We start from the raw sequence: 25,610 nt of genomic DNA, 5'->3' as shown, positions 1-25,610 counted from the left end.
AGCCCGTGAGCACCTTCAAGATCGTCGTCGGGACGTTCACCGCCGCCGTTGTGGCACCGGCAACCGCCGACGCACTACGTGAGGCCGAGCGAATCATCCTCGGCGTTCCGCAGTCAGTACTGCTGCTTGCATTGGCCGGCGCCCTGATCGGTGTGCTGATCCTCCCGGACAAGGACGCTGGGCGAGTGGCGGCAGACGCCAGTCGACTTCGCCGGCATCGCCTGCTGCAGACCGCTGCTCGTTGGGCCGCGCTGGCGGTTGCGGTCGTGGCCTACGCAGTCCTTGCGGCCTGGGTGGTGGCTATCGCGGCATGGATTTGGCCCCAGCTGGCCGGCGCCCCGCAGCTGCCGATGGCAGGCATCTCGGGCGTCCTGATCCGCCGGCTGCTGCCCGGCTACGTGCGCATGGTGGAGAAAGCCACCGGCGCCATCGGAGGCGACAAGCCATGAACGTAGTGATTCGATTCCTTCGCGCGCTGTGGACACTGATCGTAGGCGCCGCTGCCGACGCGCTGCAGTGGCTGAGCAAACCCGGCAGCAAGGTCAAGCTGGTGTGCGCGGTGCTGGCCTTCGGCTGCATGGTGTCCGGGCTGACTGCCTGGGAGAAGGAGCAGAAGATCCGCGACTTGAGCGCCCAGGTGATCAAGGTCCGAGCTGACTGGCAGGCTGATGCCGCCCGGTTGCAGGCCGACGTGGACACCCGGGATCAGCGCCTGGCCGAAGTCGCCACCGCGCTGAGAGCTGAAGCCGAGAAGCTGGAAGCCCTGAAGGCAGAGAGCGCGGCTGCGTTGCAGGCCTTGGCCGGCAAGATCGAGGCGTCCGAGAGGGAGGCCGTCACTTGGCGCGGTCGCTACGAGCAGCGGCCCGACACCTGCAAGGCAGCGCTGGAGCTGCTCGATTCCGCCTGCCCAGCACTGAAGGGGTACTGATATGCGGCTCCCACTATGGCTCTACGTCGATAGGGAAAGCGCCATTGAGGCCGGGATGACCCACGAGGGCCGCCTGTTCGGAGTGCCTGCTTGGTTGCGCGAAGACAGCGATTCCCAGGTGACCGGCAGCCCGAAGGTTCCGGCGTTGCACCTGTGGTGCATGGCAGTGGACCTGGTACTGGAGATCGCCGCTGCGTTCGTGCAGGAGGATCGCACCCTGGAATCGCCCATCACTCTCGGCAAGAGGATCGCGCCATGAGGTTCTCACTCCTGCTGTCGGTTTCGGTGCTGGTCGCCTGCCAGGCCGCACCTACCAAGCCGAACCCGCCGCCGGCAGCCGTCATCACGGTTCCGGTGGCCACCTACGTGCCGATCGATGCCCAACTGCGCAAGCGCTGCAAATGGGTGAAGGAGGCGCCACCATCGGCGGTGTTCGACGTGAGCAATGGTCGCAAGCGATGCCTGGTGCAGTACGAGGCGCAGCTCGAAGCCATTGACCGGGTGCAGGGCAAACCTGTGCCGGAGCCACACTGATGGCACCGCAGACGGCGCAGGAGCGCCGCGTGCTGGCGCTGGGCCGGCTGAAGACTGGCGAGATGAACAAGACCGAGGCAGCCTATGCCGAGCGCCTGCGCGCGCTGGAGGCATCCGGCCAAATCCTCTGGCACAAGTTCGAGGGCCTCAAGCTGCGCCTGGCCGACAACACGTTCTACACCCCGGACTTTGCGGTCATGGCCGCCGACGGAGTCATGGAGTGCCACGAGGTGAAGGGCCACTGGCAGGACGATGCACGGGCCAAGATCAAGATAGCGGCGGCCATGTACCCGTTCCGCTTCATCGCGGTGAAGGTCAGGCGCAAGCGCGACGGCGGTGGCTGGGAAGTGGAGGAGTTCTGACCTTCCCTACTGATGCTCCTTGAGCAGCTCCTGCAGCTGGCTAGCGAGGTAGGAGATATCAGAGGACGGCCCGTAGAGCCCGGTGACCCACTCCGATGGATGGGCATTCGTCCGCAAAGAGAAGTTGGCGGATGCCTGCCTAATCGCTGGCTCGTAGAACGCATCCTCGATCCTGGTCGGCCGTCGCTTCGAGCCATCGATGGTGCCCGTGCTCGCGCGCTGTTTGAGGTGCGCCTTCAGATCTACCAAGCGCTCGCGGTAGCCCTGTAGTTCAACCGGACCCAGGGATCGATGGCGGTCGCCAGCTGCGGCAATCTCTTCAAACTCGTCATGTACCCGGAGCAGCTCGGCAAGTACGAGTCGTGCTTCATGGAGATCAGTGGTGTCCATTCAGTTCAATCCTGCCGACGGCGTTGTCCGTGTGGAAATGTGCGTGCGCGGTGGTAAGGAGGGTGACCTCAGCCGGTACATCGCCTCTGGCGCACTGCACACCCTGGATTCTATTGCTGCCATGGATCAGGGGCCTGCGAGACGAAAGCTGATCAGCTGCCTGATCCAGCAAGCGCGATCGCTCAAGCGCAACGAGGATGAGCTGCGATCTGCCGCAAGGGCAGGGAGTGCCAGGCGGTGAGCGTGGCTCGTGGCCGTAGGACACGGCAGACCGGTGGCAGTGCCTTCGCCCACCTGTATGGCACGGCGCGTTGGCAGCGCACACGCAAGGCGCAGCTGGACCGCGAGCCGCTGTGCAGCCGATGCAAGGCGCGCGGCCACGTGTCGGTGGCGACGGTATGCAACCACACCAACGGTCATCCGGCCGGAGAGACCGAGGAGATGTTCTGGTCTGGTCCATTCGACAGCCAGTGCGCCGACTGCCACAACGTCGATCAGGCGCGCCTAGAGCGGGGTGCGGTGCAAGTCCGAGGGTGCGATGACGACGGCTGGCCGGTCGCCTGAGCGGTTCCACGGCAGCGCGTTCCACGCGGTGCAGGGTAGGGGCGGTGAATTTATGCCGCCGCCCGCGAGCTAGACCGACCTGGGCCCCAAACACGCGTATCCACAATTCACGGGACGACCCCCTGAGCGGGGCGCTCCATCGAAGAAAACCCGTATTTCCCCGAGGAATCCATGCCAAGGCCCCGACTGCCAGTCGCAAAAGCTGCGACAAGCGGCGCCGCCATCAAGAACCCTGGCCGGCACGCCGGCAGGAAGAGGCCGGCGGGAACGCGCGCCCTGGGCGAACCGTTCAAAACCATGACCGCGGCCGAGAAACGAGCCTGGAAGGAATTTGCATCGGAAATGTCATGGCTGAACTCAAGCCACCGGGTGCTTCTGCGCCTGGCGTGCCTCTGGACGGCCCGGATGGAAGATCCCAAGGCCGAATTCGGCGTGTCAGCAACTCAGGCGCTCAGCTCGATCCTCTCGAAGCTGGGTGCTACCCCTGTGGATGAATCGAAGGTCTCGCATGGTGGCGACGAAGACGACGCGGGCGAGCAATTCTTCAACGGCGCAGGCCCGGCCCGACCGCACTAAGGCATATGCACTGGATGTGGTTGCCGGCAGGATCATCGCCGGGCCGCATGTGCGAAATGCCTGCCGGCGCCACCTGCAGGACTTGATCCAGGGCCCCGAACGTGGCCTTTACTTTGATCACGCGGCAGCCGAGTACGCCTTCCAGTACTTCGAGAACGTGCTGATGCTGTCCGAAGGACAGTTCGAGGGACGGAAGTTCGAGCTGCATCCCTCACAGGCTTTCATCATCGGCTCGTTGTTCGGATGGAAGGGCGCGGACGGCCTGCGCCGCTTTCGCCGTGCGTACGTCGAGCAGGGAAAGGGCAACGGAAAGAGCCCGCTGGCCGGTGGCTTGGGCCTGCTGGGCATGACCGCGGCGGGCGAGGCCGGCGCGCAGATCTACTCGGCGGCGGCCAAGAAGGACCAGGCGGGCATCCTGTTCGCCGACGCAGTAAAAATGGTCAAGAAGTCGCCGCTGCTGGCCAAGCGTGTGGAGTTCGCCGGCGGCGAGGGCCGGGAGTTCAGCATGGCGAACCACGCCAGCGCGAGCTTCTTCCGGCCTGTTTCGCGCGACACAGGGCGCACCGGCTCCGGTCCTCGGCCGTTCTTCGTGCTGGTCGATGAGGTGCACGAGCTTCCCGACCGGCGAATCATCGAAATGCTGGAGCGCGGCTTCAAGTTCCGCCGCGAGCCGCTGCTTTTCATGATCACCAACTCCGGTAGTGACCGGACCTCGGTGTGCTGGGAGGAGCATGAGCATGCGGTCAAGGTCGCCGCCGGCCATACCGAGGCAGTGAACGATCCAACCTTCATTGGCGACGTGATCGATGACCGGACCTTCAGCTACGTGTGCAGCCTGGACGACGGCGACGACCCGCTGGAAGACCCTAGCTGCTGGGCGAAGGCCAATCCCCTTTTGGGGGTAACGATCACCGAGCAGTACCTGGCGGACGTGGTGGCGCAAGCAAAGGCCATCCCCGGATCACTGAACGGCATTCTTCGGTTGCACTTCTGCGTGTGGACCGATGCGGAGACAGCTTGGATGACGCGCCCGACGCTGGAACCAGCCCTGGCCGACTTCGACCCGCGCGTGCATGACGGTAGCAAGGTCTACCTGGGCCTCGATCTGTCGCAGGTTCGCGATATCACAGCCATGGCGGCGGTGGTCGAGACCGGCACCGTACCGGTAGAGGTCGAAATCGAGGGCGAGAAGCTAGTCATCGAGAAGCCGACATTCGACGCCTGGATCGAGGCTTGGACACCCGGGGACACGCTGGATGCGCGGCAGCTGCAGGACAAGCTGCCCTATCGCACGTGGGTCAATGGCGGTCACCTGCACGCGCCGCAAGGCCAGGCGATCAACTTCCGGCATGTGGCCCAGGTCATGGCCGAGTACGACAACCGGTATGACGTGCAGCTGGTCGCGTACGACCGCTATGCGTTCCGGCGGTTTGAAGAAGAGGTCAACGACATTGGCTTGTCGGTGACCTTCGCCGAGCACCCGCAGGGTGGCTGCAAGAAGGGAAAGCCCTTGGATGCCGCGGTCGAGGCTGCAGAGCAGTCCGGGCAACCTGTCCCGGAGGGCATGTGGATGCCGGGATCGCTTCGGCTGCTGGAAGAAGCACTGTTGGAAGGGCGCCTGCGCCTGCGCCGGAACCCAGTGTTGGTGTCCGCAATCATGTCGGCCGTCATCGAATCGGACCGCTGGGGAAACAGCTGGCTGTCGAAGGCCAGGTCGGCAAACAAGATCGACGCCGCCGTGGCCCTCTGCATGGCCATCGGTGCGGCACACGCCATGCCGCCGGACGCCGGTGGCATCGATGACTACCTGGAAAACGGCTTCTTTGGACTGATCGGATGACGACCTTTCGCTGGTACAACCCGCTGAGCTGGCGGTTCTTTGGGTATGACGACCCTGCCACCGGCAACTACGTGGAAGTTGACCTATCCACCGGTGGCCGCAGCACGAAGGCGGGCGTAAGGGTGACGCCAAAGAAGGCGCTCACCGTGAGCATCGTCTGGTCCTGTGTGAAAGTGCTATCCGAGTCGGCTGCCGGCCTGCCTTGGAAGCTCTACGAGGATGCCGGTGACCTCCGCCAGCTGGTCAAAGGCAGCAGCCCGCAGCGCAGGCGGCTGCTGCGCCTGCTGAGCAAGCCCAACCCCTACATCAAGTGGCTGGACCTGATCAAAGCAGTTGTGGTGAACATGGCGCTGCGCGGAAACGCCTTCGCCATCATCCAACGCGACGACGCCGGCGCCTGGATTGGTCTGATCCCGGTGGGTGTGGACAACGTCCGAATCGACACTGACGACGGCCTGGTCTACTGGGCGACCATTAGCGGAAGCGAGACGCCGGTATCGCCGGAGAACATGCTGCATTTCAAGCTGTTCAGTCCGGATGGCATTGTTGGCCTGTCGCCAGTGGAGTACCAGGCTGAAACCATCGGCCTGGCGCGCGCTGCGCAGGATTGGTCGGCCCGATTCATGCGCAAGGGCGGGTTCACCGGTGGATACATCACCTATCCGGGCTTCCTGACCAAAGAGCAGCAGGCGCAGATCAAGGCGAAGTTGCCGGATATCCGACAGGGCGACGTGGACGACCTGGGAAAGATGGCCATCCTGCAGGGCGGGCCAACGATCACGCCGGCCGGCCTGACGCAGAAGGACAGCCAGTTCATCGAGTCGCAGCAGTTCCAGGAAGAGGCGCTCGCCGGCATCTGGGGCGTTCCGCTCTATCTGACCAACCGCGCCCGGTCCACGTCGGTGCTGGGCTCGAATCTGGAACAGCAGACCAGCGGCTTCGTCACCTTCGGACTGAAGCCCTACCTCGATGCCATCGAGAGCGAGATCAACGACAAGCTGTTCGCTGACGGGGACATGTTCGTGGAGGCCGTAGTAGAGGGCCTGCTGCGCGCCGACAGCGGCGCCCGCTCCACCTACTACAAGACCGCCCTTGGCGGCTCTGGTGGCTCGGGCTGGATGACGATCAACGAGGTTCGGGTGAAGGAGAACCTGCCTGTGCTCGATGGCGAGCAATACAACCAGGTCACCCGGTGGACCAGCAAAAAACCTGATTCCAGCAGCGACCCAACGGGAGACCCCGCCAATGCTTAGCAAGTATTCCTGCCCGTTCGAGGTCAAGGCGGCAGACGATGCCGGCAACTTCGAGGGCTATGCCTCCGTGTTCAACAACGTGGATCTCGGCGAGGACCTGATCCTCCCGGGCGCCTTCGTCAAGGTTAAGACGACCCGGACAGGCCGCCTCCGCCTTGCCCTGTACCACGATCTGACCCGCTTGATCGGCGACGCCGATTTCAAGCAGGACGACAACGGCTTGCTCATCAAAGGCAAGGTCAACCTCAACGTCAGCTATGCCAGGGATGCGTACGAGCTGATGAAGGCCGGCACGTTGGATGAAATGTCGGTTGGCTTCAACACGCTCGAAGATGCCATGGAGACCCGCGAAGGCCGGCGGGTCCGCGTCATCAAAAAGGCTGAGCTGTGGGAAGGCTCGGTTGTCCCCTTCGGCATGAACCCAGAAGCACAGGTGATGAGCGTCAAGTCCGACGTTCGCGCCTTCGAGTCGGCCCTGCGCGAACGCATGGGGTTGTCCCAGAAAGAGGCGGCGGCCGTCGCCTCGCTCGGCTTTCCCGCGATCCACCGTGACGGTGGCATTGGGGACACGGAGACCGTGAAGCAGCTGCAGCAACTCGGCACATCCATCGAATCCATTTTCAAAGGAATGCACCAATGAGCGAGAACATCAGCGATATCCGTGAGGGCCTGGAAAAGCAGCTGAAGGACGGCTTTGCCGGCCTGCAGAAGAAGTACGACAGCGCCTCGGCCGAGATCGAAAAGGGAAACCAGGTCACCACCGACCTGAAGAAGCAGATCCAGACCGCCACCGACGAGATCCAGAAGGTGGTCGACAAGGTCCTGAAGCTGGAAGAGAAGGGCATCGGCCTGGGCAACCAGCCCGGCACGAAGAAGGGCTTCATCGACTTCATCAAGGGCAACGACGAATACAAGTCGTTGATGGGCCGTGAGAAGTCGGCTGCAGAGATCGAGATCAAGAAGGACGAGCTGGCGGCCATGCAGGAGACCAAGGCGGTCACCAGCGCCGGCATCGTGGTTCCGAACTATGACCCGACCATCCAGCCCGGCATCCGCCAGGAACTGCGCATCCGCGACCTGATCCCGTCGATCTCCGTCACCGGCCAGAGCTACACCTACTTCCGTGAGAAGCTGCACACCCGCGGCGCCGGCCCGGTCGGCGAGGGCACGGCCAAGCCGCAGAGCAACGTCACCTTCGAGCAGAAGACCGACCTGGTGAAGAAGCTGGCGGTCTGGATCCCGGTCACCGACGAAGCCCTGGACGACGTGCCGCAGCTGTTCGGCTACCTGCAGCAGCTGCTGCGCTACGACCTGAAGCTGGAAGAAGAGGCGCAGATCCTCAAGGGTGACGGCCTGGGCAACAACCTGCCGGGCCTGATGACCGACGCCACGGTGTTCAATGCGGCCCTGTCCAAGGCCGGCGACACGTCCATCGACACCGTGCGGCGCGCCATCTACCAGGTGCGTCAGCAGTCGAAGCTGGCGGCCGATGCCACGGTCATGACCGAGCTGGACTGGATGAACATCGAGCTGGAGAAGGACAGCCAGAATCGCTACCTGTTCGCCAACCTGCAGGGCTTCGTGACGCCGATCCTGTGGGGGCGCCCGGTGGTCGCTTCCGACAGCATGGACGAGGGCGACGGCACCACCACCGGTGGCGAGTTCCTGGTCGCCAACTTCCAGCGTGGCGCCACGATCTACGACCGCATGAGCTTCCTGTTCAAGGTCGGCCTGATCAACGACGACTTCGTGAAGAACCAGCGCGTGCTGCTGGTCGAAGAGCGCCTGGGCCTGGCCAAGCGCCGCGTCGAGGCATTCGTGAAGGGACGCTTCAAGCCGCAGGCTTGATAGCGAGCTGATCCCGAACGAAGCCGGCATTGCGCCGGCTTCTCTCTTCCGATACGGAGCAGGAACATGAAGATCAAAGCTGTTTGGGGCTTCCGCGGTGACGCCCCGAAGCTCAACGCCGCATCCGCCGATGTGAAGGCTGACGACGTTTTCGACGGCGTGGATCCGGAATACGGACACGCGCTGGTCGGAAAGGGCCTGGTAGTGCAGATCCACGAGGGCGCTGCGCCCCGGGAGACGAAGCCGGCCGCGCCCAGTGAAGTCAAGCAGGGCGATGGCCGCGACGTGGTCGACGCAGCCAGCAACGACGGCGCGACAGGCGCAGCAAGCACGCAGACGGGCGGTGGTGAAGGCTCCGATGGTGCGGGCCAGACCACCACCACCACCACCGCCGATGCCACCGTTGGCAGTGCGCCGACCTCCGACCAGGGCGGTGCCGATGAGCGGGCGCTCCTGATCCAGCAGCTGGAAGCCGCAGGCGTCGAGTTCGACCGTCGTTGGGGCGCTGCCCGCCTGGCAGCGGCGCTGGCTGAAGCCCAGAAGAAGGATCCCGCGTAATGGCCGTCACCCTCGACCTGGAACTGGTGCGCAAGCAGTGCAACATCGTTGCCGACGTGGACGACGCCCTGCTGCAGCAGTACGTGGCAGCTGCGTTGGCGCATATCGAGCAGCATTGCGACCGGAAGCTGGTCGAGGGTGAGCCTGTCGGGCCCGACCAGCTGAAGCTGGAACCGGACGTGGTGCAGGCAGCTCTGCTGCTGGTCGGGCACTGGGTATCCAACCGCGAGGCGGTCATCGTCGGCGAGGTCTCGACCGAGATCCAGTTCGGCGTAGAGCGCCTCCTTTGGTACAGGAAGGCATTCTGATGCGTGCTGGAAAACTGCGCTGGAGGCTTCTGCTGCAGCGCCCCGAGAAGACACGTGACGAGTACGGCGAGGAATCGCTGACGTTCGTCAACGTAGGCGAGGTCATGTGCGGTGATGAGCCGCTTTCCCTTCGGGGAACGGCCGCCGTCCTCGGAGTCGAGTCTGGATCGATCACCGCCCCCGTGTTGCGCTGGTTGACCATTCGACACAGGGGCGATATCGCCGAGGAATGGCAGGTAGTGCGCCAGACGGGGGATCGGGCCGGTGTTCCAATGACGGTCATCGCCGTACGCGACGGTGAACGCCCTGACGAAATGAACCTTATCGCGAGGTGCAGACGTGTCTGACTTCGATGTCCAAATTTCGGGCCTGAACGAGCTGGAGACCGCCCTGCTCGAGCTTTCGGACAAGGCCGCCCGCCGGGCGCTCCGAAAGGGCATGCGTCGCGGCGCCATCGTGGTCCGAAACGACGCGCGCAACCGCGTCAGGATCGCGCAGGGCAAGCTTCGGCGATCCATCCGGGTGCGGGAGCGTAGCGACGCTGAGGGCTGGATGCGGTTCGCTGTGGAGGTGCCTCGGTCGGCCTTCTACGGCAAGTTTGGCGAGTACGGCACATCGAAGATGGCCGCCTGGCCGTTCATGCGCCCGGCGGCGGAGTCCAAGACCGAGGAGGCGGTTGGCACCATGCGTGACGCCCTCGGAGAGGCAATCCAGGACGAGATGCGGAGGGCCCGCCGATGAACCTCGATCTTCGCCTCGCAGCAGCCGCGGGCACGATCACCGCGGCGTTCTACCCGTTTCCTGCGCCGAAGGACCGGCCGGCACTGTACGTGACGTACCAGCGCGCTGGCGGCAGGCGGCACGCCACTCTCAACTCTGGCGCTGGTGCGGAGCGGGGCACGTTCCAGATCGATGTGTGGGGGCCGAAGAAGGGGCCTGTGAGGGAGCTTGCTGAACAGCTCAAGGATGGCCTTCCGGACCTGCTCAAGGTCGGCGAGATCACCGACAACCCCGATGACTATGAGGCGGACACCTCGCTGCACCGCGCTAGCTTCGATGTAACCGTTTGGGCCTGATCGCCCGCCACCTCTGCAACCAACAGGCCGCCTCCGGGCGGCTTTTCTTTACCCCAAGGAGCCAACCATGGCCAAGAACGAAGCGATCTCCGCGCAGGACTCTGCGCTCTACGTGAAGAAGGGCGAGGCGCCCACGACCCCGAACGATCCGGCCGGCTATACCGAGGTCGATGGCCTGACGGGCTTCCCGTTCGGCCGTGGCCAGGCCAACACGCTGGACGCCACCAATCTGAAATCCACGCAGGTCGAGAACATTGCCGGCCTGGCTGGCGGCCAGACCGTGCAGGTTGCCGGCCACCGCTGGCCGGTGGGGAAGTCGGCCGGCCAGGAGATCCTGCGCGATGCGGATCCGGATGAGGATCTGCACTTCCTGATGGTGCTGCCAACCGGCGACGCCGCCACCTTCGTTGGCAAGGTGGCCGGCTTCAACGTGACCCCGGGCACCAATGCCGTGCTGACCTTCACTGCGGACCTGCTGCCGCGCGACTTCACCATCGTCACTCTTCCGACCGGACCGTAAGCCATGACCCTGCTGAACAAGAGCCAGATCCTCGCCGCCTCCGACCGCAAGACCGAAGACCTGGAGGTCAAGGAGTGGGGCGGCACCGTCCGCATCTCCACCATGTCCGCCAGCGACCGCGACAAGTGGGAGCAGGACACCTACGGCGGTGAGAAGACCAAGACCGAGGACTTCCGCGCCCGCTTCGTGGCGCTGTGCCTGGTCGATGAGAAGGGCGACCGCCTGTTCACCGACAAGGACGTAGCCCAGCTGGGTGCGAAGTCGGCCGCGGCGCTCGATCGCGTGTTCCGCGCCGCACAGAAGCTCAACGCCCTGGGTGATGCCGCCATCGAGGCCGCTGAAAAAAACTGACAAGCCGGCCTGAGCGCCGGCTTCAGTTTCGGATCGCGTGGCGCCTCGGCTACCCGCATCCAGACCACATGCTGGCGGGAATGGATTCCCGCCAGCTGACGGAGATGTACGCCTTCGCGCGCGTTGAGCCGCTGGACCAGCCCTTGCAGGACATGCTGGCCCAGCTGACCGACGTGCTGGCCAGGGTCCATGGCAACGAGACCAGCCCGAAGGACTTCCTCTTGGTTCGGGAGCCTCCACAGCCGGTGGACGAGGGTGCGGCCAGGGCCCAGCAGATCGCCGAGCTGTTCCAGGCGGCGTCGGCAAGGAACTCCGTTCATTGAGCTAACATCGCCCCCGTCAACCATGGAAGACGGGAAATGAAGAGAGCACTCATAGCAGTAGTTGCAGCCTTACTGTCCGGGAACGCACTTGCGAGCCCGATTTACCTTTCCTGCTACGTTGGTAGCGGAGGGGATCGAACGGGCTTCAAAGTAACGCTTGACGAGAACAATGGGACGGCGACTCAGACCGAGGGTGGGTCATTCAGCGCGGATGCTTCGTTTGACCCAACGGAAGTACGCTATATGCGGCGCGACTACCATGATTGGGGTAGGAACGGTAGCCAGACTTTTCTTATGATCACCAGAATCAATCGCGTGGATCTGAGCGTCACTTATGAATACAAGTATCTGGAGAATGGTCAGGTAAAACCTGAGAAGGGCTATATCCAGACAGGTCAATGCAAGGTGATCACGCCACCTGCTCGACAATTCTGAACCGATTAAGGACCCGCCGAAAGGCGGGTTTCTTGTTTATGGGATCCTGATATGACTTCTACCGCAGCAACCATCGACGTACAGCTGCGGGCGAACACCGCTGCTTACCGCGCCGAGATGGTGAATTCTGCTCGCACCACCACGCAGCAGCTTGGCCTGATCCGTAAGGAGGCCTCACAGACAGCGGTTTCCATTGCGAACCTCAACAAGGCGGCGGTTGGCTTCGTAGGCTTCGAAGCGGTCAAGAGTGGCGTGCTGGCACTCTTGGATGCGCAGAAGTCGATCCAGCAAATCCACTACGGCCTCATGGGTGCTACGGGGTCGGCCCAAGCCGCAGACAAGGCCTACGGCTTCGTCGCGCAGACGGCGAAGGACCTTGGCCTGAATCTGGAGGAGGCCGGCAAGAGCTTCACCAGCATGTCGGCGGCCGCCACCGCGAACGGCATAGCCATGAAGGATCAGCAGGAGCTGTTCCGGCAACTGTCGCGCTCGGCGACAGTGATGCACTTGACCAGTGAGCAGATGGGAAGAGCCACCACGGCGCTCGGGCAGTCCTTCAGCAAGGGCAAGTTCCAGGCCGAGGAGCTCCGGCAACAGCTTGGCGAAGCCATCCCCGGCATCGTGCCCCGTTTCATCCAGGCGGTTGCCAAGATGAACGAAGGAACTGCTCTTGCCGGCAAGTCCTTCGACAAGCTTCTGCAGGACGGCGACCTGAGCGTCCAGAAGTACCTGCCGGCGATGATCAAGGCGCTGGAAGCCTCCGGCACTGGAGCAGAGGAGGCTGCAAAAGGGCTGAGCGCAGAGCTGAATCGCCTTTCCACTGCATGGTTCAACTTGAAGGTCAAGGCCAGCGGCGGGGTGTTCAGCGACGCCGCAATCTCGTCCGTTCGATTCATGGCCGAGAATCTGGAGAACGTCGCCGGTGCCGCGACGGTGGCTGCGGGTGTCATCGCTGGCCGTCTCGTCGGCGTCGGTGCTGGCAAGGCATATAGCGCTGTCGCCGCACCGATTTCAGATCGGATGGCTGCATCCAGCCAGGCATCGGACTTGGCAAGCGTCGCGCGGGAGCGTGTCAAGGAGGCTGCCGCAACAGTCAACCAGGCAAGGGAGTCTGTACGCCTTACCACGACGTGGAAAGCCCAGGCTGCAGCCGCCCAGGATACTGCTCGGGGCCAGTTGGCCGTGGCTGCGGCTGCCCACGAAGCCGCACAACGGACGCTAGAACACCAGCAGGGCGCGGCAACTCTGTCTGCCAACCTGCGGGCGCAGAAGGAGGCTCAAGCCGCAGTGGTTGTCGCCCAACGCAACCTTGAGCGGGCCCAGCGCGAGTACAACGCAGCATCTCTGTCTGGAACGCGAGCAGATGCAGCAGCTACCGCGGCGAAGGGGCGGCTGATCCTGGCCCAAGAGGCTGCTGCCGTAGCAACCAACAACCTCACCGCGGCGCGCGGGAGGGAGGCCGCTGCGGCGTCGGCATCCTCACTCGGCGGAATGCTGGCTGGCGGACTGCGCAGTGCCGGTAGCGGTCTGTTGGCGCTGGCTGGTGGCCCGTGGGGTGCTGCAGCGATCGCCATTGGTGGTGTCGGCATTGCGTACATGGATATGGTGCGCAAGTCCCAACAAGCGAGGGAGGAGTACGCACAGCAGGTTAAGTCTCTAGGTCTTCTGGCCTATCAGATATCTGATGTTACGGAGAGATTTCAGAAGTTCGGTAGTGAAGTGTCACTCAAGGACTTTATCGGACAATGGAATGAGGCTGCGCAGAAGATCAAGCAGTCGGAGGAACGGGCGAAGGCGCTTGAGGCCGCGGTCCGCAACTATCAAGCGCTGTTGGATCAAGGGAGAACGTCCACGCGCGAGGGGGCTGGGCTCACGATTGTTCGTGACATGGAGCGCCTCGCTGACGCGAAGGCGGATCTGAAGAAGTTCCAAGAGGAGGTGGCGCCGACTCAAGCGAAGTTCGACGAAATGTCGACCGTTCTTCGATCTCGGCTGACGCCGGAGTTGTTCGAGGCTGCAAAGGCAGCAGCAGCGCTTGGGAAGGAGAAGTTGGAGGAGTTTTTGGCGGCGCTGCCAGAGGCGGCCCGACGTGCAGTGGACGCAGGAAACGCGATCCAAGGAATGTTGTCAGGCTTGCGAACTGATAGTTGGAAGGATCAGGTCGAGTGGATCAAGAAGTCCAAGGGTGAGTACGCGGCATGGATGGCCGAGCAAGGCAAGGTCATCAACGATAATGGAGGTGTGCAAGCGCTGACGCCGCAGGAGCGCGCTTCTTTCAATGCTGAGGCTGCGCGGAAGAAGGCGCACTTTGAGCGGATGAAGCAGCTCGAGGATGAGAAGAAGTCCAGGGCTGGGGCCGCCCGTTCAGAGATCGCTGACGGCAAAGCCCAGCAGAGCCAGTACGCATCGATCACCGATCGGATCAAGCGGCAGATAGCTCTCGACAAGGAGCAGATGGGCCTGACCGACGACATGACGGCGGCGCAGAAGCTCCAGGTGGTCATCGCAAATGAGCTGGCCTCGGCCAAGAGCAAGCTGAGCGAGGAGGAGCAGAAGCGCGTCAAGGCGTTGCTCGAGGAGGCGGTGGCCCAGGGTAAGGCGCTTGCGGCGCAGGAGTCTGCGAAGAAGGCCGCACAGGACATGCTGCGGCTCCAGAAGGAGCTGAACGAGGCGGCCGTCACCCAGCAGCAGGCCAACGCGATCGACCTGGCCGGCATCGGCACTGGCAGTGAGCAGATGGAGCGCATGCGCCGCCAGCTGCAGCTCAAGGAAGAGTACGACCGCCGGCTGTCAGCGCTGAATGACCGCAACGCCAGCGCCAACAATGGCAACGGCTATACCAGCAAGCAGTACGCGCAGCAGCTGGACGAGCTGGACAAGTACCACAAGGAGGCATTGCAGCGGGAGGCGCAGTACCAGGCGGATCGTCAGAGTTCGATCACTAATTGGTCGTTGGGTGCCTACCGTGCCTTCGAGGACTATCGTTCCCAGGCGGCCAATGCAGCAGAGCTGGGCAATCAGGCGTTCACCAACGCATTCCAGGGAATGGAGGATGCGTTGGTGAACTTCGAAATGACCGGCAAGCTGAGTTTCAGCCAGCTGGCCAACTCGATCATTGCGGACCTGGCTCGTATCGCGGCCAAGCAAGCCACATCAGCGCTGTTCAACGCCGGATTCAACGCTTTTGCCGGGCCGGTTGGAACGGTACAGCGGGAGCGGATCCAGATCCCAGGGTTCGACGGTGGTGGCTTCACCGGTTACGGCGGGCGACTGGAGCCGGCCGGACTCGTCCACAAGGGCGAGGGCGTGCTCAACCAGGACGACATGCGGGCACTGGGGGGGCCATCGGCATTTCACGCCCTGCGCGCGGCGTTGAGGCGAGGTTACGACGCTGGCGGCATCGGTGGACAGGTTCCCGCTCGTGTTGCGCTGAGCGGCCGGCAGGGTGGCCAAGGCGGACCGTCCGTTGAGATCCACAACTACAGCGGAAGCAAGGTCCAGCAGCGAGAGGAATCGCAAACGCTTCCAGATGGGTCCGAGATCCGAAAGCTGATTGTCCAGATCGGCAACGAGGAGCTCGATGGCGGTTCGTGGGGCCGGGTCGGCCAAGCCCGCTATGGCTGGCAGGACGCGATGGGCTGAGTGGATCGGCGCGGGGTTCCCACGCCGGTTTCTATGAGATTGATTGTTCGAAGCGAGGAGTACATGGAGACCTTCCCCAGCTATGCCGAGATCCGCTTTGCGGACTACGGTGAGGAGTTCGACCCCGCGGTCGAGCGCACCGAGATGGAACGCGGCGTGCCGCGGCAGCGCCTGCTGAACACCCACGTCATGCAGACCATCGGGGCGTCGGTGCAGTTCCGCTCGGCGCAGACGGTGGCCGACTTCGAAGCCTGGTACTTCGACAACCTCAAGCGAATCGGCTGGTTCAACATTGAGCATCCCCGCACGGGCCAGATAATTCGTGCTCGCTTCCAGGGTGGCAAGATCGGCAAGCTGCAGCCGCTCAACACGCTGTTTCGATTCGCCAAGCGCGACTTGGTACTGGAGTACCTGCGATGAGTACGTTCACCGAGCGCCGGCAGCGCACTGACGACACCACGGGCATCCTGCTGCTACTGGAACTGAGCGCCCCGTCGTTCGTGGAGGTGCTGCGCATCGTCAACGACACGGGCGACTGGGTGAGCCAGGGCAACGTGTATACGGGATTCCCGTTCGGCTTCAAGCTGCCCGACGATGTGGGCGGGCAGGCGCCGCGCGCGCAGCTGGTGCTCGACAACGTGGGCCGTTCAATCACCGAGGACCTGGAGCGGTTGCAGCCGGGGGAGCTGGTGACGGCGCGCCTCATGATCACCGACCGGGCAGATGCCAATGTGATTGAGGCCAGCTACGACCTGCCGATGACGCAAGTCGTGGTGAATACCCGCACGGCTTCGGCGCAGCTCGGGGTGGATTTCCTGACACGCCAGCAGGCAGTGACGTTGCGGGCCAATCCCTACACTCTGCCGGGGATCTTCTGATGCGCCTGGCCGAGGTGGAGAAGTTCGTGGGCATCCCCTACGACGAAGACGGATTCGACTGCGCCGACCTGGTGGTGCTCGTGCAGCTGCAGCTGTTCAATAGGGTGATCACCCTACCGGGGCGTCGCCCGCGCGGGCTGCAGGGCGCGGCTGAGCTGGGGGCACTGTCGCGGCCCTACGCGCACCTGCGAGACGGACCACCCGAAGACGGCGATCTTGTCCTGATGTTCGATCAGGGACACCGAAACCCCGGCCATGCCGGGGTTTTCTTTTTCCTGGCCCATGAGGGCTGGGTCCTTCACAGCAACGAGCGCAACGGCTGCAGCGTGCTGCACCGCGTGCGCGATCTGCCCGACTTTGGGCTGCGAATCGAGGGTTACTACGCATGGGCCTGATGCACACGCCTACCGATGCCGGCCGTCTGATCATCACCCCGCATCCGGTGATGCTGGATGGACAACGCAACCTGCAGGCCGACCTGCGCCCGGGTGAGAGCCTGTATGCCTTCCTTGAGCGCCATGTGGAAGGTCTGGGCGGGCAGGCGTGGCTCGTAACTATCGGCGGCCGGTCGGTTGAGCGGCATCTGTGGAGCAACGTTTACCCGAAGCATGGCCAGGTGATCGAGATCCGGGGCGTGGTCGGTAAGAGCGCGATCCGGCTGGTGGCCCAGGTCGCACTGGCTTACTTCACGTTGGGCGGTGCAGCCATTGCAGGTTTCAGCATCGGCACCTCCACGGTGTTGGGTACGACGCTTGCGCGCGCGGCTGTCTACGCTGCCGGCAGCCTGCTGATCAACAAGGTTCTCGGTCCCAAGCTGCCCAGCGCTGCTGCCTCGGCTCCGGCCGACACACTCTTCTCCATTTCGGCGCCCCGCAATCGGATGCGTGCCTATGAGCCGCTGTCGTTCGTGCTCGGTACGGTGCGCATCGCGCCGGACGTGGCCAGCAAGCCGTACATGAACTATGAGGGTGACGAGCAGTACCTGTCGCTTGTGCTGACTCCGGGGCTCAACGTGGCCCGCGTGGACGAGCTGTACAACGGTGACGCCCTGCTGAGCAGCTATGAGGGGGTGCAGGTCTGGCACAGCGGCTTCCCCAGCATGCCGGATGAGGCCATTCCGCTGTACAGCAACTCTGGCAGCGTCGACGGTGGTGTGATCCTGGACACCAGCAGCGACCCCAAGCACACGCCCAGCAACTGGGTTCAGCGCACCAGCTCCGCCGGCGCGATCCGCCTGCAGGTGAACATGGATTTCCGCATCTTCGATGCGGACAAGAAGGGCCGCGACTACGAGAACCGCGAGCAGATCCAGATCCAGTACCGCGCAGTGGGCGAGAGCGGCTGGCGTGTGTTCGGCAACTACACCGTGGCCGGTCGGACGCAGAAGTCCCGGCGCGCGACCTATGGCCTCGATGTTCCGGCCGGCCAGTACGAAGTGCGGGTCCGCACTGCGGGCCTGAACACCGACGGGAACAACGCGCAGGCCAGCTTCAGCTGGACCAACTTGGTCAGTGTGCTGCCTGACACGGCCAGTTATGACGGCATCCCGCGCATCGGCATCCGCATGAAGGCGTCCGGGCAGCTCAACGGCAGCCCCGACGAGCTGCGCTGTGTTGCACATTCCTTCCCGATCCCGGTGTGGAAGGGCGACGCCATCGGCTGGGTCACCGAGGAAAGCAGCAACCCCGGCGCGCAGATCCTGGCCTATGCCCGCGGCATCAAGTCGCCGCAGGGCGTTCGGATTGCCGGCATGGGCCTGCCCGACAGCCAGATCGACGTGGAGGCGCTCAAGGCCTTCATGCTGCACTGCGCGGCCAATGGCTTCAGCTACGACTACCAGGTAGCCGAGAAGCGCAACCACCAGGCGGTGATGGACGCGGTCGCGCTGGCCGGCTTCGGCCAGATCGCATGGCCGAAGGGCCGTCTGGCCGTGGTGTGGGCCGCCGATGAGCAGCCGCTCTCGGGTGTGGTCAACATGGCCACGATCAAGAAGGGGCAGTTCCAGGTCGAGTACACGCTGGCCAACGGCGCCGACGGCATCGAGTACAGCTACCTGGACCGTGCCACGTGGGAGGCAAAGACCCTGCGCGTGCCTGCGCCAGGCGTGACGACCATGCTCAACCCGGCACAGGTGACCGGCGAGGGCGTCACCAGCGAGGCGCATGCCGCCATGCTGGCCCGGTGGCATCTGGCGCAGAGCCTGTACCAGTACAAGTCGATCAGCTACAGCACCGATATCGAGCACCTGGCCTACGGCCGCATGTCGGTGCTGGCGCTGCAGCACGACCTGACGCAATGGGGCTTTGGCGGCCAGGTGCTGTCCGCATCGATGGGGCCGGGGCGAGTCGTGACGCTGCAGCTCGACGTGCCGGTGCCTGCGCCCGCGCAGGGCAGCGCCTACATCGGCCTTCGCATTCCTGGCGAGCGGGTGTACCGCGTCCTGCGGGTCGTGCCCTTCACCGGTGAGAGCGACCAGCTGCAGCTGGCCGATCCCTGGCCGACCGATGCCGAGCTGCCGGGAAACACCGACAGCAACCCGGCATGGGACACGATCTGGATCTACGATTTCAAGCAGACGCCGGGCTACCGCGTGCGGGTGGTAGGCATTCAGCCGGAGAACGACCTCAAGGGCGCCGCGGTCGACGTGGTGGCCGAGGGCCCGGAATACTGGCATTACGTGAAGACCGGCGAGTACATCCCGCCGGAAAACGGCTCCCAGCTGGGCAGCCGGCCGGTTGCCAGCAACCTGCGGATTACCGAGCGCCAGGTGGTGCAGGGTGACACGGTGTTCTCCGAGCTGCAGGCTTCGTTCGATATCACCGGGCCGGTGGGCGAGATCCGCGTGCTGTCGGACCTGGACCAGAATTCGGAGCTGGAGCAGGTCGCCTCGACCACCACGCGCTCGGCCGTCTGGCGCATTCCGCGTGCCGGCGTGTATCCGATCACCGTGCGGCCCTACAGCCCTGACGGGCAGGCCGGCGTGGCGGTGACGGTGACCTATGCCACGCAGGGCGCCGATGTGCCGCCGGTGCTGGTGGACCTGTTCGACGTGGAAGAACGCAGCGGCGGTGTGCGGCTTTACACCTGGGGCTGGCTGGGCGACACAACGCGGTCGGCAGACTTTGCCGGCGTCGAGATCCGCTACATGCCGGGAAAGGACATGAGCCCGGACTGGAATGCGATGACGCCCGTTGGCGAAACCGGCTACCACACGGCGCCCTTCGAAGCGGTCATTCCGGAATCGGGGGATTGGACGTTTGCCTGCCGCAGCGTGAACACCTCGGGCGAGCTCTCCACCGGCATGCGCGTGGTGGTCAAGACGCTGGGAAACAACCTCGGCGAGCAGATGCAGGAGACGTGGGAAGAGGCGGAGCGGGCGAACCAGCGGGTGGGGCAGGAGATCATCGATCGACTGGCCGGCGACGTGGCCGCAGTGAACGAAGCCGTGGGCAAGGCACGTCAGTACACCGACGAGCAGGTCGCCGCGCTCAACGGCATCCTGGAGGACATTGTCGGCGCCGACGAATGGGCGGCCGGCACGACCTACTCGGCCGGCGACTTCGTGCGCCGCGCTGGAACGCTGTATCGGTCGCTGGCCGAGAATGTCGACGTAGAGCCGGGCACCAATCCGGCTGTGTGGGAGGCCATCGGCGACTACACCTCGGTGGGCGATGCGCTGGCGGCCGCCATCAGCATGTCCACGAAGAACGCCAGTGACATCGCGGCTGAGGCCAGCCGCGTGGATGCCGTTGTGGTGAAGCTTCCGGCAGATGGTGGCCAGGCTGCCAGCGCAGGGCAAGTGGCCAGCCAGATTAACGCGCTGGCGGAGGCGGACGCGGCCTTGTCCCAGCGCCTCGACAACACCAACGCGGCCTTGGGCGGCAAGGCAAGCACGGCCAGCGTGACTGCAGTCGAGCAGGCCAGTGTCGCTCGCGACAGTGCGTTGGGCGAGCGGCTCAACACGACCGATGCCGCGCTGGAGGGAAAAGCGTCTGCGGCGGGGCTACAGCAGTTGGCCAGCCAGGTCAGCAACCTCGGGGACTCGGTGACGGCCAACAGTTCGGCCATCACCCATCTGTCGGTGGGGATGAACCCCAACCCGAACATGCTGAAGAACCCCAGCTGGCGCAATGGGCTGACGGGCTGGGGCGGTACGCCGACCAACGGCGCGCCGTTGAACTATGCGTCGCACGGCCCATTCCTTGCGATCCAGCCGACCAGCGGCAGTGACAGTTGCTATCAGTACGTGCAGAGCCCGACGGCAGGCGTTCACTACCTGTCGGGAGAGGTGTTCCGCAATGGCTCGGTCGGCAATGCACGGTTGGTGCTCAGCGCATACAACGCCGGCGGCTTGATTGGTTCGGTGACCGTGCTGTCCGATCGCTCCAAGCTGGGGGTCTGGCAGGCGCTTAATGTTCCAATCGATGTGCCGCCGGACGCTACTCGGCTGCTGGCCGGTGTGATCTGCGAAGGCACGGGCGAGGTAATGTCGTTCCGTCGCCTGAAACTGGAGCGTGGCCCCTCCGCGACTCCCTGGAGCGATGAAGTCACCACCTCCGACACAGCCACGGCTATGCAGTCCATGGAGGTGCGGGCGACGACGCTGGAGAACGGCCAGTCGACCATGTTTGCCAAGTACACTTGGGCGCTGGACGTGAATGGCAATGCCATCGGTATGACGTCCGTCAACGACGGCACCATTGGCCGAATCAGCTTTGTTGCTGACGTGTTGAGCATCGTTGACCCCAACAATACGGGCAGCACAACCTTCGGAAGTGGCAGGTGGGTAACTCGTTCCGGGGCCTACATGATGGTGCACGGCAAGCCGTTCGGTGTATCCAACGACCTGATGATGTGGATCGGTGTGGGCTCCAACCCGGCCAACGCGAGCAAGGCGAACGGCCTGTTCTGGATCGACAACCAGGGCAATGGGTACTTCGGAGGCAGCCTGTCGGCCGGCGTGCTCAAGAACGCTGTGCAGACCACTTCGACCAACGGCAACGCCGAGATCGTCAACGGGCCGTTCTCTACGCTGGGGCGCGCCAAGAACGTCGTGGTCAGCTACGACATGACCAAGACCGACACGGCGAACACGGGCCGGTGGACCGGGGTTTCCGGGCCGGTGAACGCCACCATCGCGATCTATCGGCGGGTGGGCAATGGTGCCGAGCAGTTCATCACCGACTTCAACGTCACGGGCAACTATGAGGTGCTGAACGAGCAGGGTGGGCCGTCGCAGCTGACTTCGCGCATGGCTGGCTCGCACACCTTCACCGACAACACCCCCGGCACCGAGCAGTTCACCTACCGGGCCATCATCGTCACCCGCAACGTGGCCACCGGCACGGCGAGCGGAGGTACAGTCGGTGTGGTGATCAATCAGACGCTGGGCATCATTTCCGTGGAGCAATGAGATGTCGCCGATTCTTTCCGAGAGCAACAACAACCGGGTCGAGATGCTGGCGACCCGGATCGATGTGCAATGGGACTTCCGGGCCAATGACGGCCCGGTGCTGTTTTTCTTTGATCGCGTGGACTGGAACCCGGCCACGGGTCAGGTCAACACCCGCAGTTATGACCGCACGGTGCGCGCTCCGATCCGTGACCTGCTGGCGGGCGAGTACACCTTCACGCACCCGCAGACCGGCGAGCAGATCACCGAGCCTGGCTGGAAGCTGATGGCGTTAATCAAGGCCGCGACGGATCGAGTGTGGGAGTCGGAGAGCCCGCCTGCGCCGGAGATCGTCGGGCCGCTGGATGAGGGCGGGGGGTGACGGCTAAGCCGTCACCCCCCCCGGCTGCTGCTGCGGCCAAGTGGCTCGACGTGTTACTCCGCGCAGATGTTGAGAGTGTCGATGATCTGCCCAGCGACCTCTGCATCTGCGCAAAGGAAGAAGACGGCATCCTTCTCCGCTGCTTCAGAAAGAAAGTGGTGGACAGTGATCAGGGCGGCCGTCGTATTTCGCACGAACACCTCGTGGCACTGCGAAAGCCGAACGTGCGCAAGCTGTGCGGCAAGCGCCTGCTTGGTTGCGCGGATCTCGGCACTTTTGTCGCTCTCAATCCGCCCAGGCAGGCCAACTCCGCAACCGGTATAGACACATTTGTCCTTGAACCTGGTTTTCCAGACGAACTGAGGGGAGTTGGGTTCGAAGGGCGGCGCGTGTAATGGACTGCTTTTGATCATTCAGGGGCGACAGTGTCATGGCTGATCGCTTCCTGCGAGGTACGCGCGGCGGCTTGATGCAGCTCACGGCCACTCAGTCTTGAGTGGTGTGCGGAGCGTAGTTCTGCAAGCGTGGAAATCCCGTGACTGTGCACCGCTTGTTGCTTTGCTTCCTGCACGCGCTGAGCACATGGCTGGGCATACGCTCGCCTCTGAATTCGAGGTTGTGCCGCATGCTGAAGTGTTCAGTTGTGTTTGTAAGCTCTGCTGTCGAAGAGGTGGGTGAAAGCCGGCTTGCCGACCTAATGGCCGCTGGGGCCAGGTTCAACGAGGCGTGTGGATCGCGAGCGGTTGTGTGCTTCGATGGACGCCGCTTCTTTACCTACCTCGAGGGGACCGCCAGTTCGGTAGCTGCGACTTTGGTCTACATCGAGTCATTGGCCATCCACTCAGAGCTTGTGCAGCTCGCTCGAGGGACTGTTCAGCAGCTCCGCTTCCCGGAACAGCCATTGCTATTCATGCGGGTGACCGCCTCTCAGCTTAAGTCCTTGGTCCGCGCCGACTGGACCAACTTCTCCCAGCGGCTGAAAGGCCGGTTTGATCCCGTTACCGGCATGGAGCAACTCGCCGATCTGGTTGCGCAATGCCGCGAGGCGGCGGCATCCTGAATTGCTGCGGCTCCCCCGGAGTTAGCCCCTTGTGCTGTCCTCGGGTGTATAAGCGATCAAGGGCGGTAGGGAACAGATCGATGCGCTTTGAGTTCACGCATACACACATCTATCCCGGGGCTACCGCCGATCTCTCTGGCAGTCTCCCGGGAACTGACGGTGAGACCACGTGCTTGGTGGAGTTGAGTGATGGTGTCGTCCTCTCGACCAGTTGCTCTGTGAGGGGGGAAGAGGTTCTTCTTTCAATGCCGGAGTACCTCACAGCTCGTGGCGCGAAGATCCCCGCGAAGACGTGGGCGCTACGCAGGGACGTTGAGACAGGAGCATGGCGGGCGAAATCCCGGGTCAACACCTAGAGTGGGGGTGTCACCTTGGATGATTCTCGCATCACGTGGCGGCAGTTATCCTGTGAAGCCCACACCGAGAAGTACAGATGCACGAGTTTCAAGATTGGATATTTAGCGCCAGGGGAAGAACCATAACGGCCAGGGTCCAGGTGGATGGGCGCGGGGGCGGCACCATTACGCGGTTTGAGACCAGGCCCGGTCCGTCGCAAAGCGGCCTTTCGATCAAAGTGGACTCCCAGCAGGAGGCCGCCGCCGCGCTTGAGCGAATCCTTACTGATCTACTGGGCGTTGATTGGTAGCCCCAGGGTCGATCGAGGAAATCTGATCGGTCAGCATCCGAAGAGACTGCTGAAGGGCAGCGGTGAAAACCGGGCCGTCGGTGCCGGCATGAACGTCCGCCGCTTCTACCAGCATAAGTTCCCACACTCGGGCCAGTGATCGCGGATCGTTGTGGGTGGCGATGGCAGCGCCAAGCGCGTACTCCATCGCCTTGAGGTAGGCCCGATGGGCTTCCAGATCGACCTCGCACGAGCGCAGTCGTTCAGCAATTTGCTCCAGGGTGAGTGTCATGGGGGGCTCGACTTGCGCATGAATGGGATGGATAGTTCGTACGGGCCACTTGGCGTACACAATGAGCATCCTCAACGTTTTGCTGCGTGCTGACCAGCTCCTCGTTGCTGTTGACACCTTGGCAGAGGATGTCCAGACCGGCGCCCATTCCTCTGGCGCGAAGCTGCTGCTGATTCCGCAGCACAACCTTGTGCTGGCTGCGCGCGGGTCCACGCAGTTCTTCCTTCGCATCTACGAGCTGGCTCTGCAGGCGAGCTTCCGTGCTGATTTCACGATGGAGCAGCTCTCCGCCGAGTTGGGCCTGGTAGTGGATCAACTATGGCCGAATTACGTGAGAGCGGCAGCCGAGGCTCGCTTGCCGATCGAAAAGCTTGGGACCGAGCTGGTGCTGGGTGGCTGGTCGCCGAAGAGAGGCCGGATGGTGGCCACAGCGTATGCGAAGAGCGACAGCTCCAGGCCAACGATAGTGCAGCCCCTCGATGGGGGCTTGGCTTCTCCTGGGGAACCGCTGGCTGGCAGGCCGGATAGCTTCGCTCCAGCCGACGTTCTTGCGGCTGGCAAGGTCCAGGCTAGATGGCTCAATGAACGGGTAGGGCGACAGGTAGCTGGAGGCCGGCTGTTGGCCGGCTTCCTGGAGAAGGGGCAGGCGATGGTGAGGGATCTCGGGCCGATTTAACGATCTGGCCTGTTCTCGACGAGTCGGCTGCACCTGGCCGGAGGTAGTACGGTCGGCGACACCCGCGAGACGTGTAGCCTGCCAGAACTGTGACGGCGATCTGGCGGCCTCTACGCGACGCTTACGCGGTCAGCTCTACGCTCGGACTCCCCGACAGGCCCGGAGCAGCGTGCCATGCCCAACAAGGCGGTTGTATTCGTCAGCGAGGCGGTCAGCGACCTGACCCAGGCCCACCTTTTGAAGGTCATGGCGGACGCGGAGCGGTTCAACCGCAGAGCAGGAGTGACCGGGGTGACGTTGTTTGATGGAAGCCGGTTCCTCTCCTACATGGAGGGGCCCCAGGACGGTCTGGATGTGGCCTTCTCCAGAGCTGCTGGGGCCGCCAGCCATACGAACCTGATCGAGATTGCGCGTGGACGCGTGGGGCAGCGCAGGCTTCCATACTGGCCGATGCGCTGCATCCCCTTGGCGCCGCCGGAGCTGGTGCAACTGGTGCGAGCCGACTGGACTGGCTTCCTGCAGCGGGGAGGCAATGAGGTTGCCCCGGCCACCGCGATGGAGATGCTGGTGGCGCTTGTCGAACCGTTCGCGGAGGCTGCCTGAGCAGCGCCGCACTGGCACCCATCCGAACTGTCTAGGCACCCATCGATAGTTCGGAGCCGCTGTCGTTCATTTTGTGTCTCCAGTATCGAGCGGATCACCTGGCGTAGGGGCGAACTGCGCTAGCAGTCTTTCGCGACGGCACTGGTCAAGCCAGTGATGCCAGGTCTCGATTTCATCCATCAAACCCGTGGCTC

Annotated in this window: 33 protein-coding genes; 30 read left to right on the top strand and 3 right to left on the bottom strand. The window is 63.6% G+C overall.

Annotated elements, in window-relative coordinates:
• Window positions 1-5 precede the first annotated feature (5 nt).
• The 5 genes from VN11_RS22540 to VN11_RS13410 are packed head-to-tail and all read left to right on the top strand — an operon-like array spanning window position 6 to window position 1,824.
• Entirely contained in the window at window positions 6-449 is a 444-nt protein-coding gene (locus VN11_RS22540) for a hypothetical protein (protein WP_232281350.1), read from the top strand.
• Window positions 446-928, top strand: coding sequence for a hypothetical protein (locus VN11_RS13425; RefSeq protein ID WP_008267275.1), 483 nt, complete (start codon window positions 446-448; stop codon window positions 926-928). Before VN11_RS22540 ends, VN11_RS13425 begins: the two co-directional genes overlap by 4 nt.
• Window positions 929-983: 55 nt before the next feature.
• The gene (locus tag VN11_RS13420; RefSeq protein ID WP_008265830.1) at window positions 984-1,187 is read left to right on the top strand and encodes a hypothetical protein; all 204 of its coding nucleotides are present in this window, start codon (window positions 984-986) and stop codon (window positions 1,185-1,187) included.
• Window positions 1,184-1,462 carry a hypothetical protein gene (locus VN11_RS13415; protein ID WP_053450096.1) on the top strand — a complete coding sequence of 93 codons (279 nt, stop codon included), beginning with the start codon at window positions 1,184-1,186 and terminating at the stop codon, window positions 1,460-1,462. The genes VN11_RS13420 and VN11_RS13415 overlap by 4 nt, the downstream gene beginning before the upstream one ends.
• A complete protein-coding gene (locus tag VN11_RS13410; protein WP_053450095.1) occupies window positions 1,462-1,824 on the top strand; it encodes a hypothetical protein in 363 nt (120 codons plus the stop codon). Before VN11_RS13415 ends, VN11_RS13410 begins: the two co-directional genes overlap by 1 nt.
• Window positions 1,825-1,830: 6 nt before the next feature.
• Here VN11_RS13410 and VN11_RS13405 read toward each other — a convergent pair whose 3' ends face one another.
• Window positions 1,831-2,214, bottom strand: a complete 384-nt coding sequence (locus VN11_RS13405) for a hypothetical protein (RefSeq protein ID WP_053450094.1) — start codon at window positions 2,212-2,214, stop codon at window positions 1,831-1,833.
• On the opposite strand from VN11_RS13405, the gene VN11_RS22295 reads away from it, so the two are divergent.
• From VN11_RS22295 to VN11_RS13310, 22 genes are all read left to right on the top strand, one after another.
• Window positions 2,207-2,455 carry a hypothetical protein gene (locus VN11_RS22295; RefSeq protein ID WP_148564979.1) on the top strand — a complete coding sequence of 83 codons (249 nt, stop codon included), beginning with the start codon at window positions 2,207-2,209 and terminating at the stop codon, window positions 2,453-2,455. The two genes, VN11_RS13405 and VN11_RS22295, sit on opposite strands and share 8 nt — an antisense overlap.
• Window positions 2,452-2,778, top strand: a complete 327-nt coding sequence (locus tag VN11_RS21880) for a hypothetical protein (protein ID WP_080374937.1) — start codon at window positions 2,452-2,454, stop codon at window positions 2,776-2,778. The genes VN11_RS22295 and VN11_RS21880 overlap by 4 nt, the downstream gene beginning before the upstream one ends.
• A gap of 297 nt (window positions 2,779-3,075) precedes the next feature.
• On the top strand, window positions 3,076-3,354 hold the full coding sequence (locus VN11_RS13400) for a hypothetical protein (protein ID WP_053450093.1): 279 nt from the start codon (window positions 3,076-3,078) through the stop codon (window positions 3,352-3,354).
• Window positions 3,287-5,194, top strand: coding sequence for a terminase large subunit (locus VN11_RS13395; protein WP_238581811.1), 1,908 nt, complete (start codon window positions 3,287-3,289; stop codon window positions 5,192-5,194). The genes VN11_RS13400 and VN11_RS13395 overlap by 68 nt, the downstream gene beginning before the upstream one ends.
• Window positions 5,191-6,447, top strand: coding sequence for a phage portal protein (locus VN11_RS13390; protein ID WP_053450092.1), 1,257 nt, complete (start codon window positions 5,191-5,193; stop codon window positions 6,445-6,447). The genes VN11_RS13395 and VN11_RS13390 overlap by 4 nt, the downstream gene beginning before the upstream one ends.
• On the top strand, window positions 6,440-7,087 hold the full coding sequence (locus VN11_RS13385) for an HK97 family phage prohead protease (RefSeq protein WP_053450091.1): 648 nt from the start codon (window positions 6,440-6,442) through the stop codon (window positions 7,085-7,087). The genes VN11_RS13390 and VN11_RS13385 overlap by 8 nt, the downstream gene beginning before the upstream one ends.
• Window positions 7,084-8,295, top strand: a complete 1,212-nt coding sequence (locus VN11_RS13380) for a phage major capsid protein (protein ID WP_053450090.1) — start codon at window positions 7,084-7,086, stop codon at window positions 8,293-8,295. Before VN11_RS13385 ends, VN11_RS13380 begins: the two co-directional genes overlap by 4 nt.
• Before the next feature lie 66 nt (window positions 8,296-8,361).
• Window positions 8,362-8,853: a hypothetical protein gene (locus VN11_RS22535; protein ID WP_187299770.1), complete on the top strand. Its 492-nt coding sequence runs from the start codon at window positions 8,362-8,364 to the stop codon at window positions 8,851-8,853.
• Window positions 8,853-9,161 carry a head-tail connector protein gene (locus VN11_RS13370; protein ID WP_008267712.1) on the top strand — a complete coding sequence of 103 codons (309 nt, stop codon included), beginning with the start codon at window positions 8,853-8,855 and terminating at the stop codon, window positions 9,159-9,161. Before VN11_RS22535 ends, VN11_RS13370 begins: the two co-directional genes overlap by 1 nt.
• Window positions 9,161-9,508, top strand: a complete 348-nt coding sequence (locus VN11_RS13365) for a phage head completion protein (protein WP_053450089.1) — start codon at window positions 9,161-9,163, stop codon at window positions 9,506-9,508. Before VN11_RS13370 ends, VN11_RS13365 begins: the two co-directional genes overlap by 1 nt.
• Window positions 9,501-9,902: an HK97-gp10 family putative phage morphogenesis protein gene (locus VN11_RS13360; protein ID WP_053450088.1), complete on the top strand. Its 402-nt coding sequence runs from the start codon at window positions 9,501-9,503 to the stop codon at window positions 9,900-9,902. Before VN11_RS13365 ends, VN11_RS13360 begins: the two co-directional genes overlap by 8 nt.
• The gene (gp17, locus tag VN11_RS13355; RefSeq protein ID WP_053450087.1) at window positions 9,899-10,237 is read left to right on the top strand and encodes a tail completion protein gp17; all 339 of its coding nucleotides are present in this window, start codon (window positions 9,899-9,901) and stop codon (window positions 10,235-10,237) included. The genes VN11_RS13360 and gp17 overlap by 4 nt, the downstream gene beginning before the upstream one ends.
• A gap of 67 nt (window positions 10,238-10,304) precedes the next feature.
• A complete protein-coding gene (locus tag VN11_RS13350) occupies window positions 10,305-10,757 on the top strand; it encodes a hypothetical protein (protein WP_053450086.1) in 453 nt (150 codons plus the stop codon).
• 3 nt (window positions 10,758-10,760) lie between these two features.
• Window positions 10,761-11,108, top strand: a complete 348-nt coding sequence (locus VN11_RS13345) for a hypothetical protein (protein WP_008265925.1) — start codon at window positions 10,761-10,763, stop codon at window positions 11,106-11,108.
• Window positions 11,109-11,188: 80 nt separating this feature from the next.
• Window positions 11,189-11,431 carry a phage tail assembly protein T gene (locus VN11_RS13340; protein ID WP_238581810.1) on the top strand — a complete coding sequence of 81 codons (243 nt, stop codon included), beginning with the start codon at window positions 11,189-11,191 and terminating at the stop codon, window positions 11,429-11,431.
• Window positions 11,432-11,467: 36 nt separating this feature from the next.
• The gene (locus VN11_RS22290; protein WP_148564978.1) at window positions 11,468-11,866 is read left to right on the top strand and encodes a hypothetical protein; all 399 of its coding nucleotides are present in this window, start codon (window positions 11,468-11,470) and stop codon (window positions 11,864-11,866) included.
• 51 nt (window positions 11,867-11,917) lie between these two features.
• Window positions 11,918-15,508 (top strand): phage tail tape measure protein, encoded by a 3,591-nt coding sequence (locus tag VN11_RS13335; RefSeq protein ID WP_053450085.1) that lies wholly within the window; start codon window positions 11,918-11,920, stop codon window positions 15,506-15,508.
• Between the two features lie 63 nt (window positions 15,509-15,571).
• Complete coding sequence (locus VN11_RS13330; protein WP_053450084.1) at window positions 15,572-15,928, top strand: hypothetical protein; 357 nt, start codon at window positions 15,572-15,574, stop codon at window positions 15,926-15,928.
• Window positions 15,925-16,386 carry a DUF1833 family protein gene (locus tag VN11_RS13325; RefSeq protein ID WP_053450083.1) on the top strand — a complete coding sequence of 154 codons (462 nt, stop codon included), beginning with the start codon at window positions 15,925-15,927 and terminating at the stop codon, window positions 16,384-16,386. The genes VN11_RS13330 and VN11_RS13325 overlap by 4 nt, the downstream gene beginning before the upstream one ends.
• The gene (locus VN11_RS13320) at window positions 16,386-16,781 is read left to right on the top strand and encodes a hypothetical protein (protein ID WP_053450082.1); all 396 of its coding nucleotides are present in this window, start codon (window positions 16,386-16,388) and stop codon (window positions 16,779-16,781) included. The genes VN11_RS13325 and VN11_RS13320 overlap by 1 nt, the downstream gene beginning before the upstream one ends.
• Window positions 16,781-21,799: a host specificity factor TipJ family phage tail protein gene (locus tag VN11_RS13315; protein ID WP_238581809.1), complete on the top strand. Its 5,019-nt coding sequence runs from the start codon at window positions 16,781-16,783 to the stop codon at window positions 21,797-21,799. The genes VN11_RS13320 and VN11_RS13315 overlap by 1 nt, the downstream gene beginning before the upstream one ends.
• 1 nt (window position 21,800) lies before the next feature.
• Window positions 21,801-22,160 carry a hypothetical protein gene (locus VN11_RS13310; RefSeq protein ID WP_053450080.1) on the top strand — a complete coding sequence of 120 codons (360 nt, stop codon included), beginning with the start codon at window positions 21,801-21,803 and terminating at the stop codon, window positions 22,158-22,160.
• Between the two features lie 53 nt (window positions 22,161-22,213).
• On the opposite strand, the gene VN11_RS13305 is transcribed toward VN11_RS13310, so the two are convergent.
• Window positions 22,214-22,573 carry a hypothetical protein gene (locus tag VN11_RS13305; protein WP_053450079.1) on the bottom strand — a complete coding sequence of 120 codons (360 nt, stop codon included), beginning with the start codon at window positions 22,571-22,573 and terminating at the stop codon, window positions 22,214-22,216.
• A 212-nt stretch (window positions 22,574-22,785) separates the two neighbouring features.
• Between VN11_RS13305 and VN11_RS13300 the strand changes: the two genes are divergently transcribed.
• A complete protein-coding gene (locus tag VN11_RS13300; protein ID WP_053451338.1) occupies window positions 22,786-23,220 on the top strand; it encodes a BLUF domain-containing protein in 435 nt (144 codons plus the stop codon).
• Window positions 23,221-23,837: 617 nt separating this feature from the next.
• On the opposite strand, the gene VN11_RS13295 is transcribed toward VN11_RS13300, so the two are convergent.
• The gene (locus tag VN11_RS13295; RefSeq protein WP_053451337.1) at window positions 23,838-24,137 is read right to left on the bottom strand and encodes a hypothetical protein; all 300 of its coding nucleotides are present in this window, start codon (window positions 24,135-24,137) and stop codon (window positions 23,838-23,840) included.
• Between the two features lie 61 nt (window positions 24,138-24,198).
• Between VN11_RS13295 and VN11_RS13290 the strand changes: the two genes are divergently transcribed.
• Window positions 24,199-24,813, top strand: a complete 615-nt coding sequence (locus tag VN11_RS13290; protein ID WP_053450078.1) for a hypothetical protein — start codon at window positions 24,199-24,201, stop codon at window positions 24,811-24,813.
• Between the two features lie 174 nt (window positions 24,814-24,987).
• The gene (locus tag VN11_RS13285) at window positions 24,988-25,416 is read left to right on the top strand and encodes a BLUF domain-containing protein (RefSeq protein WP_053450077.1); all 429 of its coding nucleotides are present in this window, start codon (window positions 24,988-24,990) and stop codon (window positions 25,414-25,416) included.
• Window positions 25,417-25,610: the final 194 nt, after the last annotated feature.

This window comes from Stenotrophomonas maltophilia (assembly GCF_001274595.1).
Taxonomy (GTDB): domain Bacteria; phylum Pseudomonadota; class Gammaproteobacteria; order Xanthomonadales; family Xanthomonadaceae; genus Stenotrophomonas; species Stenotrophomonas forensis.
Note: the sequence above shows the minus strand (reverse complement) of the source record. Positions and strands in the feature narration are given on the sequence as shown.